Annotated in this window: 12 protein-coding genes; 6 read left to right on the top strand and 6 right to left on the bottom strand. The window is 74.0% G+C overall.

Translation table 11 applies throughout. The features are described 5' to 3' along the window. The first annotated feature begins 212 nt into the window (after window positions 1-212). A complete protein-coding gene (locus ABT048_RS37955) occupies window positions 213-2756 on the top strand; it encodes a right-handed parallel beta-helix repeat-containing protein (RefSeq protein WP_350526187.1) in 2544 nt (847 codons plus the stop codon). 225 nt (window positions 2757-2981) lie between these two features. Here the strand turns inward: ABT048_RS37955 and ABT048_RS37950 are convergent, their stop codons facing one another. Both ABT048_RS37950 and ABT048_RS37945 read right to left on the bottom strand, forming a co-directional pair. Beyond that, entirely contained in the window at window positions 2982-4100 is a 1119-nt protein-coding gene (locus tag ABT048_RS37950) for a PLP-dependent cysteine synthase family protein (RefSeq protein WP_350526186.1), read from the bottom strand. Window positions 4101-4237: 137 nt separating this feature from the next. After that, window positions 4238-5422, bottom strand: coding sequence for an ROK family protein (locus tag ABT048_RS37945; RefSeq protein ID WP_350526201.1), 1185 nt, complete (start codon window positions 5420-5422; stop codon window positions 4238-4240). A 236-nt stretch (window positions 5423-5658) separates the two neighbouring features. Here ABT048_RS37945 and ABT048_RS37940 point away from each other — a divergent pair, with 236 nt between their 5' ends. Continuing rightward, window positions 5659-6870, top strand: a complete 1212-nt coding sequence (locus ABT048_RS37940; RefSeq protein WP_350526185.1) for an MFS transporter — start codon at window positions 5659-5661, stop codon at window positions 6868-6870. Window positions 6871-7069: 199 nt separating this feature from the next. Then, a complete protein-coding gene (locus ABT048_RS37935) occupies window positions 7070-7642 on the top strand; it encodes a HutD/Ves family protein (protein WP_350526184.1) in 573 nt (190 codons plus the stop codon). A gap of 147 nt (window positions 7643-7789) precedes the next feature. Here ABT048_RS37935 and ABT048_RS37930 read toward each other — a convergent pair whose 3' ends face one another. Next, window positions 7790-8818: an esterase/lipase family protein gene (locus ABT048_RS37930; RefSeq protein WP_350526183.1), complete on the bottom strand. Its 1029-nt coding sequence runs from the start codon at window positions 8816-8818 to the stop codon at window positions 7790-7792. 113 nt (window positions 8819-8931) lie between these two features. On the opposite strand from ABT048_RS37930, the gene ABT048_RS37925 reads away from it, so the two are divergent. Then, complete coding sequence (locus tag ABT048_RS37925) at window positions 8932-10371, top strand: PucR family transcriptional regulator (RefSeq protein ID WP_350526182.1); 1440 nt, start codon at window positions 8932-8934, stop codon at window positions 10369-10371. Window positions 10372-10526: 155 nt separating this feature from the next. Here the strand turns inward: ABT048_RS37925 and ABT048_RS37920 are convergent, their stop codons facing one another. Together ABT048_RS37920 and ABT048_RS37915 are read right to left on the bottom strand one after the other, a co-directional pair. Beyond that, window positions 10527-10889 (bottom strand): peptidoglycan-binding domain-containing protein, encoded by a 363-nt coding sequence (locus ABT048_RS37920; protein ID WP_350526181.1) that lies wholly within the window; start codon window positions 10887-10889, stop codon window positions 10527-10529. Window positions 10890-10995: 106 nt separating this feature from the next. Continuing rightward, window positions 10996-11751, bottom strand: a complete 756-nt coding sequence (locus tag ABT048_RS37915) for an acyltransferase (RefSeq protein WP_350526180.1) — start codon at window positions 11749-11751, stop codon at window positions 10996-10998. A gap of 240 nt (window positions 11752-11991) precedes the next feature. Here ABT048_RS37915 and ABT048_RS37910 point away from each other — a divergent pair, with 240 nt between their 5' ends. After that, window positions 11992-12756 carry a maleylpyruvate isomerase family mycothiol-dependent enzyme gene (locus tag ABT048_RS37910; RefSeq protein WP_350526179.1) on the top strand — a complete coding sequence of 255 codons (765 nt, stop codon included), beginning with the start codon at window positions 11992-11994 and terminating at the stop codon, window positions 12754-12756. 158 nt (window positions 12757-12914) lie between these two features. Here the strand turns inward: ABT048_RS37910 and ABT048_RS37905 are convergent, their stop codons facing one another. Next, window positions 12915-13688, bottom strand: a complete 774-nt coding sequence (locus tag ABT048_RS37905) for an enoyl-CoA hydratase family protein (RefSeq protein WP_350526178.1) — start codon at window positions 13686-13688, stop codon at window positions 12915-12917. Between the two features lie 279 nt (window positions 13689-13967). Here ABT048_RS37905 and ABT048_RS37900 point away from each other — a divergent pair, with 279 nt between their 5' ends. Further along, a complete protein-coding gene (locus ABT048_RS37900) occupies window positions 13968-14786 on the top strand; it encodes an ATP-grasp domain-containing protein (protein ID WP_350526177.1) in 819 nt (272 codons plus the stop codon). Window positions 14787-14849 lie beyond the last annotated feature (63 nt).

Below are 14849 nucleotides of genomic sequence, written 5' to 3'. Positions count from 1 at the left end.
CGAACCGCCGCCGCACGGAACCACCGCTGTGCGCGCTCGTTGAAACAAGTGGTCGGAACCTGTGGCGGCGGTGGGCTCTACCGGTGTCCGCGCGAGAACGGTCGGCCGGAGCACCCATGCGAGCGCGCTACGGTGGGGCGGACGGCCCGCGCACCCCCGCGCGTTCGGCCCGTTGCACGCCGGCACGACGAAGGTGGGGACGACAGACCGTCATGGCTGAGCACAGGGTCCGGGTCACCCAGGACAGCGCATCCCGCTGGCGCCGCCGCGCCGGCGAGTACGACACGCTCGCGGAGGCCCTGGCCGCCGCCGAGGCCGGCGACACCGTGACCGTCCGGCCCGGCACCTTCCGGGAGAACGTGCTGCTGGACAAGCCGGTGACGATCGTTCCGGCCCACGGCCCGGGCACCGTACGGATCGAGCCGCGCTCCGGGGTCGCACTGACCGTCACCGCCGCCGCGAACGTCCGCGACCTGGTCGTGGAGGGCGGCGACAGCTCCGCCCCCGCCGTCCTGGTCACCGGCGCACAGGCGACACCGGCGTTCAGCGGCTGCCGGATCGAGACCCGTTCGGCCAGCGGCATCGAGATCACCGACGGCGCCCGGCCCACCCTGCGCGGCTGCGTCGTCGCCAACCCGGGCGGACTCGGGCTGCGGCTGCGCGGCGAGGGCACCGCCGCCGCGTTCGAGGACTGCGAGGTCGCCGCCGCCGGCCAGGCCGGACTCGCCGTCCTCGGCGGCGCGACCGCCGCCCTGGACCGCTGCCGCGTCCACCACGCCTCCGGCGCCGGCGTGCTGCTCTCCGACCCGGGCAGCGCGGCCGAGCTGACCGGCTGTGAGATCTACGAGATCCGTGGCAGCGGCGTGCAAGCGGAGGCGCAGGCGGGCGGGCGGCTGGTCGACTGCGAGATCCACCGGGTCACCGGCAACGGGCTGACCCTGGACGGCGAGGCCGAGCTGGTCCTGACCGGATGCCGGGTGCACGACCTGCCGGAGAACGGCGCCGACCTGCGCGGACGCTCCCGGCTCAGCCTCGCGCACAGCACCGTCCGGGACTTCGGCCGTGGTGCGCTGTCGGTCTGGGATCAGGGCACCGAGGCCGTCGCCGAGGCCTGCCAGATCCACGGCTCCAACGGCGAGTACCCGGCGCTGTGGGTCAGCGACGGCGCCCGGCTCACCCTCACCGACTGCTCGCTGCACGACCTGCCGGACGCCCTGTTCGTCCTGGACCGCGACTCCGCCGCGACCGCCGAAGGCTGCTCCTTCAGTCGGATCCGCAGCTCGGCGGTCTCGGTCAGCGGCGGGGCCACCGTCTCGCTGGCCGGCTGCCGGGTGCAGGAGGCGGGCACCGGCCTCTGGTTCCGCGACCACGGCAGCGGCGGCCTGCTCACCGGCTGCGAGATCTCCGACGTGGCCACCGGCGTGATCGTCACCAAGGGCGCCGACCCGGTGCTGCGCGACTGCAGCGTGCGGGCCAGCACGGACGCCGGGGTGTACGTCTCGGCGCAGGGGCGCGGCACCTTCGAGGACTGCCGGGTCTCGCACGGCAAGGGCTTCGGCTTCCACATCATCGACGGCTGTCGGACGCAGCTCACCCGGTGCCGGGCGGAGCAGAACGAGCGGGCCGGGTTCGAGTTCTCCGAGCCGGGGCCGGTCACGGAGGGATGCACCTCGGACGACGTCGCGGCGGCACCGGGACTGGGCAGCGGGCGCACGTCCGGGCCGGGACCGGGTGGCGGGCCGGGGCTGGGCGGCGGTCCCGGACTGGGGTCCGGGCGCGGTTCCGGCCCCGGGCTGGGCGGCGGGCTCGGGTCGTCGTTCGGGAGCACCGACGTGCCCTCGCCCCGAACCTCCCAACTGGCCGCAGCAGCCTCGGCGTTGACCCCCGCGTTGATCCCGGCATCAGCCTCGTCGTCGGGCATTGCCCCGATCCCGGACTGCCGACCGGCCGACGAGGCGCTCGCCGAACTGGACTCGCTGGTCGGGCTGGCCACGGTGAAGCAGGAGGTGCGCACCCTGATCGACCTGATCTCGGTCGGGCGACGCCGCCGCCAGGCCGGACTCAAAGCCCCGTCCCTGCGCCGGCACCTGGTCTTCACCGGCGCCCCCGGCACCGGCAAGACCACCGTCGCCCGCCTCTACGGCGAGATCCTCGCCTCGCTCGGGGTGCTCCAGCGCGGACACCTGGTCGAGGTGGCCCGGGTCGACCTGGTCGGCGAACACATCGGCTCCACCGCGATCCGCACCGCGGCCGCCTTCGACCGGGCGCGCGGCGGCGTGCTCTTCATCGACGAGGCCTACGCCCTGGCCCCCGAGGACGGCGCGCGGGACTTCGGGCGCGAGGCGATCGACACCCTGGTCAAGCTGATGGAGGACCACCGGGACGAGGTCGTCGTCATCGTGGCGGGCTACACCGCCGAGATGGAGCGCTTCCTCTCCGCCAACCCCGGTGTCTCGTCGCGCTTCTCACGCACCATCAGCTTCCCCGACTACACCGCGGACGAGCTGCTGGAGATCGCCCGCGCCCAGTGCGCGGAGCACGAGTACGCGCTCTCCGACGAAGCGGAGAAGGCCCTGCTGGAGCACTTCGGGCAGCTGGAGCGCGGCCCCAACTTCGGCAACGGGCGCACTGCTCGGCAGATCTTCGAGACCATGGTCGAGCGGCACGCGGTACGGGTCGCCCACCTGGCCGACCCGTCCACGGAGGAGCTCCAGCTGCTCGTGCCGGCCGACCTGCCGGGAGCACCGCTGCCGTAGCTGTTGCTGTGACTGTTGCTGTAGCGCATCCGTACGGGAACTCGCCGGCTGTACACGGTCGTTGAGGCGGTCATGGGCATGCTTCCGACGGGCGCAGCGGGCGGGTTGCGGACGGCCGCGAACAGATGACAGCAAACAGATGACGGATGACAGCTGACAGCTGACAGCTGTCATTCTGCGTCCGCCTGCGAGCGATCCGCCCCGACCGTCGGACCGGCTGCGGTGTCAGCCCGTCCAGGGGCCGCCGGCAAGGAAGGACTCCAGCGCCTCCTGGTAGGGCGCGATGTCGATCCGCTCACCGGCCAGCCAGTCGTCCGAGTAGTACTTGTCCAGGTAGCGGTCCCCCGGGTCGCAGATCAGGCCGACCACGCTGCCGGTCCGCCCGGCCTCGCGCATCTCGGAGACGATCCGCAGCGCACTCCACAGTCCCGTCCCGGTCGAGGCACCCGCCTTCTTCCCGAGGACCCGCTCCAACACCCGCACCGCGGCGATCGACGCGGCGTCCGGCACCTTCATCATCCGGTCGATCGCCCCCGGGACGAAGCTCGGCTCCATCCGGGGCCGCCCGATGCCCTCGATCCGCGAACCGCTCTCGCAGACGGCGTCCGGGTCGTGGCGCACCCAGCCGTCGAAGAAGCAGGAGTTCTCCGGGTCCGCGACGCAGATCCGGGTGTCGTACTGCATGTAGTGCACGAAGCGGGCGATGGTCGCCGAGGTGCCGCCGGTGCCGGCGGTGGCGACGATCCAGGCGGGCTCGGGGTGCGGCTCCAGACGCAGCTGGGCGAAGACCGACTCGGCGATGTTGTTGTTGCCGCGCCAGTCGGTGGCCCGCTCCGCGTAGGTGAACTGGTCCATGTAGTGCCCACCGGTCTCCTCGGCGAGCCGGGCGGACGCCTCGTACACCTCGTCCGAGCGCTCGACCAGGTGGCACTCGCCGCCGTGGAACTGGATCAGGTCGATCTTGGCCTGGCTGGTGCTCTTGGCCATCACGGCGATGAACGGCACACCGATGAGCTGGGCGAAATACGCCTCGGACACGGCGGTGGAGCCGCTGGAGGCCTCGATCACCGGCTTGCCGGGGCGGATCCAGCCGTTGCAGAGCCCGTAGAGGAAGAGGGAGCGGGCCAGCCGGTGCTTGAGCGAGCCGGTCGGGTGGGTGGACTCGTCCTTGAGGTAGAGGTCGATCCCCCACTCGTCCGGGAGCGGGAAGCGCAGCAGGTGGGTGTCGGCCGAGCGGTTGGCGTCGGCCTGGACCTTGCGCACCGCCTCCTTGAGCCAGGCACGGTAGTCCTGGTCGGAGCGATCGACGTCGACGGTCGGCTCGATGCCGGACTGGGTGCTCATGGTCACTTCTCCCTCGCGATGGCCCCCCACTGCTCACTACGAGTGTATGAGTGTCACGATAAGTGACCGTTTCCGAGGATCCAGCTTCCGCTTATTGCCTCACCACACCGCCTCGACGACCCGTCGGACCCGAGGGCTCAGCCGACGCGGACGGGCACCGACTGCGGATCCGCCAGGTACGGCCCCCAGCCCAGCTCGGCCGCGCCGGCGAGTGCGCCGTGCGTCAGCTCCGCGCCGACGATGGGCACCCGTCCGCTGCGCCCCCACAGGCTGCGCTCGGCGACCACCGCGCGCAGCCGCTCGGGCGCGGCCTCCAGCAGGTCGAGGTGCAGGCCGCTGAGGACCACCCGGTCGGGGTTGAGGATGTTGGCGACACCTGCCAGCCCGAGCCCGAGCCGGTCGATGACGTGCTCGACCGCCGCGCGCGCCCGGTCGTCGGTGGCGGCCGCCCGGCACAGCTCGCGCGCCTGGTCGAGCAGCGGGCGCCCCGGCTCCGGGCTGAGGCCGGCGGCGGCGAACAGCGCGTCGGGGTCGGTCTCCGCGTTGAGGCAGCCGCGGTTGCCGCACATGCAGGGCCGGCCCTGCGGGTCGACGGTGAGGTGGCCGACCTCCAGCGCGAGCCCGGCGCTGCCGGTGTGCAGGTGGCCGTCGATCACCAGCGCCCCGCCGACGCCGCGGTGGCCGGAGGTGACGAACAGCAGGTGGCGGGCGCCGCGGCCGGCGCCGTGCCGGTACTCGGCGAGCGCGGCGAGGTTGGCGTCGTTGGCGATCGCGGTGGGCAGCGGGCGCAGCGCGTTCGGGCCGTGGTCGGCGCGGCCGACCTCGACGTCGTACAGGTCGGCGACCGGGGTGCCGCTGGGCCAGGCGAAGTGCAGCGCGGCGAGCGCGGTGCCGTCCGGCTCGGTGACCGGGTTGGGCAGCGCCAGCGCGGCACCCAGGCAGCGGCGGTCGGTCGCGCGGGCGAGTTCGGCACCCGCCTCGGCGACGGCGCGCAGCATCCGGACCGGGTCGGTGGCGGCGGGCAGCGGCAGGTGGACGGGCGCGTCGAGCAGGCCGCCGAGGCCGGCCAGGGTGACGCTCAGGCCGTCGGCGTGGATCTGCCCGGCGATCACGACCGGGCCCTGCGGGTCGATCGCGAGCCGGTGCGAGGGCCGACCGCGGCCGCCGCCGGCCGGGCGCGAATCGACGGTGATCAGGCCGAGTGCCTCCAGCTCGGCGGTGACGGCACCGGCCGTCGCCCGGGTGACGTCCAGCGCGCGGGTCAGTGCCGAGCGGGTCGGCGTCTGGCCGGTGTGGATCAGCGAGAGGGCGGGGCCGAGCAGCGTCCGACCGCGGTCGGGGGCCGCGCGGCGGTGGCCGTCGCGCTGCGCGTCGGAGTCGTTCCCCGCGCCGGGCCTCGGGCTCGACGACTTCGGGCTCGACGGCCTCGGGCTCGACGGCTTCGGACTTGAAGGTGAGAGCTGCACGCCCCTATTGTGACTTTGTGTCGCTTCGAAACAAAATCCACGCCCGTCCCGCACCGGACCACCTGCCCTCCCAGTCTCGCAGCACACCCCCGGTGGCCGACAGCCCCTGGAGCCCCGCCCGCATCGCGCTCACCGCGTTCTTCGCCGTCGACGGCTTCCTCTTCGCCGCCTGGGTCGTGCGCATCCCGGATGTCCGCAGGCAGGTCAGCGCCTCGCACAGCGCCCTCGGACTCGCCCTGCTGTGCCTGTCGGTCGGGGCCGTCCTCACCATGCCGATGGTCGGCCGACTCTGCCTGCGGTACGGCTCGCGGCCGGTGACCGTCGGATCGCTCGCCCTGCTCAGCCTCGCCGTCCTGCTGCCCGCGCACGCCCACTCGGTGGCCGCGCTCGGTGCCGCGCTCCTGCTGTTCGGCGCCGGGTACGGCGGGGCCAACGTCGCGATGAACAGCGCCGCCGTCGACCTGGTGGCGCAGCTGCGGCGGCCGGTCATGCCCAGCTTCCACGCCGGGTACAGCTTCGGCGGACTGCTCGGTACGGGCGTCAGCGGACTGCTCGCCGGGCCACTGAGCACCGCGTGGGCACTCGCGCTCAGCGGACTGCTCGGCATGGCCGTCACGGTCGGTGCGGGCGTCGTGCTGATGCGCAGCCCGGCGGCGGCGCCGGTCGCGCCCACCCCGGCACCCCGCCGTGCGGCCGGACGGGCGGACGGCGGTCCGACGGCCGGCGCGGGCGGCGAAGGCGGCGCGGGCGCGGGCCGTAAGGCCACCCGACTGTTGGTGCTGCTGCTCGGCGTCACCGCGCTGTGCACCGCGTACGGCGAGGGCGCGATCGCCGACTGGACCACCCTGCACCTCACCGACGACGTCCACGCGAGCTCCGCAGTGGCGGCGACCGGCTACGGCGCGTACGCGTTCGCGATGGCGAGCGGGCGGGTCGGCGGGACCTGGCTGTCGATCAGGCTCGGCCAGACCCGGCTGATGCTGCTCGGTGGGCTGACGGCCGCGGCGGGGATGCTGGTCGCGGCCCTCGCCCCGGTGGCGCCGGTGGCGATCTGCGGGTTCGTCCTGGTCGGGCTCGGCCTCGCCAACCTCTTCCCGCTCGCCATCGCCCGGGCCGGCGAGGCGGGCGGTCCACAGGGCGTCGCACTCGCCTCGTCGCTCGGTTACGGCGGGATGCTGATCGGCCCGGTGGTGATCGGCTTCCTGGCCGACGCGGCCGGACTACCACTGGCCCTCACCACGGTCGCGGTCGCTGCGACGGCCGCGGCGCTGCTGCCGCTCTCGGTCGGACGGCGGTTCCGGTAGCCGGCGGGCGACGGGCGACGGGCGACGACAGATGACAAAGAACAGCTGACAGATTTCAACATCTGTCAGCTGTCAGCTGTCTGCTGTCGGCTGTCGGCTGTCATCCGTTCTCCGTCACCTGTTCGCCTCCGAGGCCCCTCGCCCGCTCGGCCCTCCCCCAGCTGACGGAACCGCCCGAGCAGTGGCAGGATGCGGGGCCATGACGACCAGCGAACGCTTCCAGGTACTGCGGGCCGGCGAGCGCCCGGCAACGGCGTGGCTCAACGGGGGCGGGGTGACCAGGGAGGTCGCCGGCTTCCCGGTCGGGGCGGGGCTGGACCGCTTCGACTGGCGGGTCAGCCTGGCCGACGTCGCCTCGGCCGGACCGTTCTCCCCGTTCCCCGGCATCGACCGCGTGATCACCCTGGTCGAGGGCGCCGGCATGGCGCTCACCGTCGACGGTGTCGAGCAACTGGTGGACACCCCGTACCGGCCGTTCCCGTTCTCCGGCGATGCCGCCACCGACTGCCGCCTGCTGTCCGGCCCGGTGGTGGACTTCAACGTGATGACACGTCGCGGGCGGGTCGAGGCCGCCGTGGACCTGGCCACCGCGCCCGTCACGGTCGAGGTCCCGGCCGGAGGAACCGTCCTCCTCGTCTGCCTCGCCGGCACGGCCGTCGTCAGCGGCGCCGAACTCGCCCGCTACGACGCCGTCCTGCTGGACGCACCGGGCACGCACGAGCTGCGCCCGGACGGCGTCACCGCCGTCGTCGCCTTCCGTCCGGCCCACTGACAGCCGGCCTCAGCACGTACCGACGAAGGACGGCGCTCCCGCCCCCGGATCACGGAGGCGGGAGCGCCGTCGCCCGGTCAGCCTGCCGGCCCGAGCAGCCCGGTCAACCGAGCAACCGGGCCAACCCGGTCAACCGAGCGAGCCGGCTCAGCCGCAGAGCACCGGCGTGGCGTGCGCGGGGTCCAGGGCGTTGGTCACCAGGTGCAGCGCCGTCGGCGAGAACGCGATCGCGACGTGTTCCACGAGCGAGACCGGGCAGTGGTTCTGCAGCACCACGTTGTCGACGTTCGCACCGTTCAGGAACTGGGTCCGCCACGGGGTGACGACCTCGTCGTACACCGTCGAGATCACCGTGTAGCTCACCCCCGGCACGGTGTCCGGCCGGGACGCCATCGTCCTGTTGAAGTCGGAGCCGACCGCTTGGTCCCGGCAGGCCTGGCAGACCGTGTAGATCAGGTTCGCGACGCCCGGGAAGTACGGCGCGAGGTTGACGATCCCGTCGAGCGTGGTGCCGTGATTGGACGGCGCGAGCCCGACCAGCTTGTCGACCTTCGAGGCGCCGCCGAGGAACTTCACGTAGTAGTTCGGCAGCATGCCTCCCTGCGAGTGGCCGACGATGTCGACCTTGGCCGCGCCCGACGCGTTGCGCACCAGGTCCACGAAGCGGGCGAGTTGGGCCGCCGAGTCGGGCACCGCACCGAGGCCGCCGATCGGCAGCAGCAGGCCGCTGCCGGTCGAGGTGATGCCGGGGATGGTCCCGTAGTCGAGGGCGAAGACGCAGTACCCGAGGCTCTTCAGCAGCGGGGAGAGCGCCAGCCAGTTCTCGTAGCGGTTGGCGAAGGTGCCGTGCACCAGGACGACCGGGTTGGGGTGGGCGGCGGTCGGCCGGCACGTCCAGTCGTTGGCGCCGGGCGGCGAGGCCACCGTATCGCCGTCGGGCGGCAGTTCGGCGGCAGCGGCTGACGAGGCGGCGTCACCGGGACTGGCGGCAGCGGCCGACGAGGCGGCGTCACCGGTAGCGGCGGCGGCGGCCGGAGCGGCGAGCGCCGGAGCCGCGCTCGCGGGCACGGCGGTCGCGCCCACCAGCAGCGCACCCGCCAGCAGGGCCGCGCCGAACGCGCCACCGAGCCCACGCCGCGAGGGACTTGCGGAGAAGCGGAGAAGTGGGGTTCTCAACTGTTGCCTCCACAGCGGAAGTTTGTTACCAACAGGTAACCCGAGGGCTCCATCATGCGGTCGCCCCTCCGGCCCGGCCCTTGGGCGTTCCCCAGACCTGGACGGTGTTCTCTGTGACCGGTCACAACGCACCCCACTGCACCCCACCGAACACCTCGGCGCAGGAACCGGGTTGGCGCATCCCGGTGATCGGCGGCCTCCCGGCCGACCAACGGCTCCTCTGCGGCGTCCACGAGTTGGCGCGCTCCGTGGTCGACGCCCTGCTGGACCGCGTGCCGGTCTACCGCCGCCTTCCCCGCGAACAGATCACCGGCGAACTCACCCGGGACACCGAGCGCCGGATCCGCGCCCTCGCCCACACTGTGCGCACCGGACTTCCCGCCCCCGCCGAGGAGTTCGCCGCCGTCCGGGAAGCCGCCGCCCGGCGGGCCGAGGAGGGCCTGCCGCTGGACGCCGTCCTGCTCGCCCACCACCTCGGGCTGGAGGTGTGCTGGGAGTTCGTCACCCGGCACGCCCGGGAGGGCGACGCCGCCGAGCTGCTGGTCCTCAACCGGCTGCTGCTCGACCAGCTCCGCCAAGCCACCACCACCGCCGGCGCGGGCTACCTGGACGGACGCCGCCCGACCGCCGACCTGCGGTGGACGGCCCGGCAGTCCCTGCTCACCGCGCTGCTCGCGGGCACCCCCGCCGACGAGGCCGCCACCCGGGCCGGGCTCCGCTTGCCCGCCCGCTACGCCGTGCTCTGCCTGTCCGTCGCGGACCACCCCGACGAGCACTCCCCCGAGGTCGACCCCGGCGTCGCCGCCCGCCGCAAGCTCCGCCGGCTCGTCGCCGAACTCGACCACCGCACCCGGCAGTCGGCGCTCACCGCGCTCACGCCGTCGGGTGGACTGGTCCTCGTTCCGTTCGACCCGACACCGAGACCCCCGGCGTCGCCGGAGTCACCGGCGAGTCCCATGCCTCCGACCTCGTGGACTCCGAGGCCGCAGGCAACGGCGAAGGGAGCGGCAGGAGTTCCCGGAGCACCGAAGGTCCCGGCGCAACTGCTGGAGCCACCCGACGGCGACGCCGGCGCGCCCTGGCCGCAGCTCGCCACCGCCCTCACCGCCGCGGCCCGGGCGGCCGGCGCTCCGATCCTCGCCGGGGCGGCCGCCGCCGTACCCGCCGACGTGCCCGAGGCGGCCGCCCTCGCGTACGAAGTCCTCGACATCGCCCGGGCGTTCGGCCGCCCACCGGGGCTGCACCTGCTGGACGACGTCCTGCTGGAGTACCAGCTCACCCGGCCCAGCCGGGCCCGCGCCCGACTCGCCGCGCTGCTCGAACCCCTGGCCGATGGCGGGGAGTTGCTCACCACCCTGCGCACCCACCTGGCCGGGGGCCTCAACCGCCGGCACACCGCCAGCGCGCTGCACCTGCACCCGAACACCGTCGACTACCGGCTGCGCCGGATCGCCGTGCTGACCGGTCTGGACCCGGCCCGCCCCGCCGACGTCCTGCGTATCACCGCCGCCATGGCCGCACGGACCGCCGAACAGGCGTCCCTCATGCGCTAGTTCCCACCAGCCCCGGACATCGCCCCGCACCCGCGCCGCCGCCGTTCACCGGACGGCGACAGCACGGGTGCCTGCGGAGTCCCCGGCCGGTGGTCCGGCCGGAGAGTCCGCGAGGCCCGGTCATCAGTGAGGCCGGGGCCTCGGAGAGCCCGAGCTCAGCAGTCGAGAGAAGTGTGGGCCAGCACCCAGCCGTTCAGCTTGTCCCAGGTCTGCGGGCCGACGACGCCGTCCTGCCCGATGCCTGCGCACCGCTGGAACCGCCAGACGGCCGCGTCGGTCGCGTTGCCCCAGACCCCGTCCTCGCTCAGCCGGGTGCTCCCGGACGAGTACGGGACGTGGTTGAGCTCGCACTGGAGCTGCTTCACCGCGTCACCGGTGCTGTTGTACCGCAGGGTGGGCTGGGCGCCGGTGTAGCCGCAGTACTGCGAGGCCTGCGCCGATGCGGCGGGCGCGGTCGCTATCCCGGCCGCCAGCACGATTGCGGCAGTGGCAAGGCCGCCGACGAGACGATTGCGCATGGAGGTCCCCCGTTCCATAAGTCGATCAAAATCGAACGAACGGCACACTAGCCGATGCACCACAGGACGAACGGAAAATCCACCTGAAGGATCGACAAAACGATGGTCAGTCCTGCTGCCCCGGCAACCTGAGGTCCCAGCCGACCAAGGCGCGCAGTTGCTCCGCCGTCACGCCCTCCGGCACCGGCTGCGGCGCCTCGTGGCGCAGCGGCGGCTGCCAACCCTCCTCCTCGGTCCAGCGACGGACGACCTTGGCCGGTGCACCCGCCACCACGCTGTGGTCGGGCACCTCGCCGCGCACCACCGCGCCCGCCGCGACCACCACGTTGCGGCCGATCCGCGCCCCCGGCAGGATCACCGCACCGGTGCCGATCCAGCTGCCCGCACCGATCTCCACCGGCTCGTTGCGCGGCCACTGCTTGCCGATCGGCAGGTCGGTGGCCCGGTACTCGTGCGCCTGGTCGGAGATGTAGACGCCGGGCCCGGTCCACACGTCATCGCCGAGCACGATCGACTGGTGGCCGACGATGTGGCTGTCCCGGCCGATCACGCAGCCGCCGCCGATCCGCACGATCGGCTCCGGCCCGAGGTCGAGGCCGGGCAGGAAACCGGCGCTGATGGTGACCCGCTCACCGATGATCGAGAACGGTCCGATGGTGATCCACTGCTCGTTGAACACCGCCCCCAGCGGGAAGGCGAGGGTCGTACCGTCCCCCAGCTCGCCGAACCGGTACGGTCCGGGGCTCTGGTTGGTGACCGCCCCGGTCCGCTGCACCCAGCGCCAGCCCCGGTGGACGAGGCGTCCGGCGACACGGCGGCCACCTGCCCGGACGGCGGAGACGAGGGAACGGGTTATCGGCATGCGCTCACGTTACCGGCCCGTAGCGGAAGCCCGGCCGCCGGGCGGCCAACATCACACCGGCCCCTCCCGCCCCGGCCGCACCACCGCCGGAGCACCGCCGCTGCACCACCACCGGAGCCCACCGGAGCCCGCCGCACCTGCGGGCCGCAGGCGGCAGGCCCCGACCCCAACCCCCCAACCATTCGAAGAAATGTCCGAATTCCGCGCCCGTCGACGATCCGCGATGGAAGACTCCGTGCCATGGAGATCATCGAGCACATCGACGCACTGCGGCACGAGGGCATCCGGCTCGCCGAGGCCGCCGCCCGTACGGACCTGTCCGCCCCGGTCCCCACCTGCCCGGAGTGGCAACTGCGCGACCTGCTGCAGCACGTCGGTCATGTGCACCGCTGGGCCACCGCGTTCCCGTCCCGGGGGCTGCAGACGCCGCTGGACGACGCGGGCGAGCAGGCCGCCGTCGGGCCGATGCCGTCGGACGCGGCGCTGCTCGACTGGTACCGCGAGGGGCACGCCACCCTGGTGCACGCGCTCACCGAAGCCCCGGCCGACCTCGATTGCTGGACCTTCCTGCCCGCGTCCAGCCCGCTGGCGTTCTGGGCCCGGCGCCAGGCGCACGAGACCGCCGTCCACCGCCACGACGCCGACGCGGCCGCCGGGGCGCCCGGCCCGGCCGTGGACACCGTGCTCGCCCTGGACGGCATCGACGAACTGGTGCGCGGCTTCATGACCCGCAGCCGGACCAAGCTGCGCAGCGACCGGCCACGCACCCTCCGGATCCGCACGACCGACGGCCCCGGCTCCTGGCTGCTGACGATCACCCAGGAGCCGCCGGCCGTCACCACCGGCGAGAGCGCCGACGCGGCCGACCTGACCCTCACCGGCCCCGCCCGCGAGCTCTACCTGATGCTGTGGAACCGGCTGCCCGCCGAGCAGGCCCCGGACGTCGAGCAGGCGGGCGACCGGAGCCTGCTCGACTTCTGGCGGGAGGCAGCGGTGGTCCGCTGAGCGCGACGCCGGCCACGGGGGGGCGTGACGCCCACTGACCGGGCGTGCAAGCGGGCGGGCGCGACCCGAGCAGCCGCGCCGGCGAACCCAGCGGTCAGCGAACCCGCCGGTCAGCGAACCCGACAGTCAGCGAACCCAGCGGTCAGCGCACCCAGCGGTCAGCGCACCCAGCGCGCGGGCCGCTTCTCCAGGAACGCCCGCATGCCCTCCTGCGCCTCCTCCGAGCCGAACAGCCGCGCCGACAGCTCGACCAGTTCGTCGGCGTCACGCTCGAAGGAGCGCACCACATCGGCGTTGGCGAGGCGCTTCGACTCCGCCAGCCCCTGCGGGGAGCCCTGGCGCAGCGCGTCCAGCAGGCCCTTCAGCGCGACGCCGGTGTCCTCGGCGGACCCGGTGGCGCTGCTGATCAGGCCGATCCGGGCGGCCTCGGCGGCGTCGAAGACCTCGCCGGTGAGGTAGTAGCGGGACGCGGCACGCGGCTCCAGCTTGGGGCGCAGCGGCAGCGAGATGACGGCGGGCGCGAGGCCGAGCCGGACCTCGGTGAAGGCGAAGGTCGAGGCCGGTCCGGCGACGGCGAGGTCCGCCGCGCCGACCAGGCCGAGGCCGCCGGCCCGGACGTGCCCGTCGATGACGGCGATCACCGGCTTGGTGCAGTCCACGATCGCCCGCTGCAGCTCGACCAGTCCGCGCGGTCCGACCGTCGGGTCCGCCCCGGTCGCCTCGGAGAGGTCCGCACCCGCGCAGAACACCTTGCCGGTGTGCCCGAGCACCACGGCGCGGACCTCCGGGTCGGCCGCGGCCGCCGCCAGCCCGGCGCGCAGCTCGGCCATCAGCCGGGTGGAGAGCGCGTTGCGGTTGTGCGGCGAGTCGAGGGTGAGCGTGGTGACGGCGTCGGCGGTGCTGACGCGGACGAGGGGCTCTGCGCTGGTCATCGGCGGGGCCTGCCTTCCGGCTGAGGGTGGGTCGGACTGCGGGCGCGGTCCGGGGTGCCCGGACGGCGCCCGGACGACTCTGGCACGCCCACCCGCCCCTCGGCCAGAGCCAACCCGCCGCACCCAGCGAGCCGCGGACGGTACCCACCCCCCGGCCCGACCGTGACCGACCCGCCGACGCGCACGGAACCGGCCCGCCGCCACCCCCCGGCCCGGCCCGCCGCGCACGAGCCGAAATCCGCTGGTGACACCCGCCTCCACCACGGCAGCATCGTCGCCATGACCACCGACACCCCCGTCCTGCTCCTCGCCCCGCGCATCAACGAGACGGGCCTGCAGCTGCGCACCGCCGCCGGGCGCCGCGGCCTGCGGGCGTGCGTCGCGACGTCCTGGCAGGCCCCACGCGAACTGCTCGACGCGCGGGTCCACGTGTACGGCGGGCCGCTGTTCGGTGACGCCGTCGGACGGGAGCTCGGCCTCGGCCTGCTGGAGCCGGCCGCCGACTGGCTGACCCGCCTGCCGCTCGCCCTGACCGGGCGCCGGGTCACCGCCACCACGCTGGCCGAGGCGCGTCGGCTGCGGCGCCCGGCGTTCGTCAAGCCGCCGGCGGACAAGCTGTTCGCCGCCCGGGTCTACCCCGACGGCGGTGCCCTACCGGGGCCCGCGGTGCTGGACGCCGACACGCCGGTGCTGGTGAGCGAGGTGGTGCGGTTCGTCACGGAGTACCGGCTGTTCGTCCTGGACGGCGAGGTACGGGCCGGCTCGCGGTACGCGGTGGACGGCGAGCTGTCCGTCGCGCCGTTGGAGTCCGCGGGGGCACCCGACGGGGAGGCCGCCGAGGTGCTCGCGTTCACCCGGGACGTCCTGGCGGCCTCGGCGGCAGGGGCGCCGCTGCCGAGCGCCTCCGTGGTGGACATCGGGCGTACGGAGAACGGCCGTTGGGCGGTAGTGGAGGCCAATGCGGCCTGGGCCAGCGGTGGTTACGCCGCCGATCCGGACGCCGTCCTCGACGTGGTGTTGCGCTCGGGCGGGCCGGCCGCCCAACTCCCCGCCACCGACCGCCCGTTCCTGCGCGAGCTGCCCGAGGTGGTGCGCTGAGGCCGGTCGGCGGACCGGAGCCGGAACTTGCGACGGCAGCGGATCACCGTCAGGATCCGCGGC

The sequence above is a fragment of the Kitasatospora sp. NPDC096140 genome (assembly GCF_040303045.1).
In the GTDB taxonomy this organism is placed as follows: Bacteria; Actinomycetota; Actinomycetes; order Streptomycetales; family Streptomycetaceae; genus Kitasatospora.
Note: the sequence above shows the minus strand (reverse complement) of the source record. Positions and strands in the feature narration are given on the sequence as shown.

Excerpts from the sequence above, each read along its gene's own strand:
- ABT048_RS37915 (WP_350526180.1), bottom strand. The coding sequence starts at position 11,751 with ATGCCGATAACCCGTTCCCTCGTCTCCGCCGTCCGGGCAGGTGGCCGC.
- ABT048_RS37910 (WP_350526179.1), top strand. The coding sequence starts at position 11,992 with ATGGAGATCATCGAGCACATCGACGCACTGCGGCACGAGGGCATCCGG.
- ABT048_RS37905 (WP_350526178.1), bottom strand. The coding sequence starts at position 13,688 with ATGACCAGCGCAGAGCCCCTCGTCCGCGTCAGCACCGCCGACGCCGTC.
- ABT048_RS37950 (WP_350526186.1), bottom strand. The coding sequence starts at position 4,100 with ATGAGCACCCAGTCCGGCATCGAGCCGACCGTCGACGTCGATCGCTCC.
- ABT048_RS37955 (WP_350526187.1), top strand. The coding sequence starts at position 213 with ATGGCTGAGCACAGGGTCCGGGTCACCCAGGACAGCGCATCCCGCTGG.
- ABT048_RS37900 (WP_350526177.1), top strand. The coding sequence starts at position 13,968 with ATGACCACCGACACCCCCGTCCTGCTCCTCGCCCCGCGCATCAACGAG.
- ABT048_RS37935 (WP_350526184.1), top strand. The coding sequence starts at position 7,070 with ATGACGACCAGCGAACGCTTCCAGGTACTGCGGGCCGGCGAGCGCCCG.
- ABT048_RS37920 (WP_350526181.1), bottom strand. The coding sequence starts at position 10,889 with ATGCGCAATCGTCTCGTCGGCGGCCTTGCCACTGCCGCAATCGTGCTG.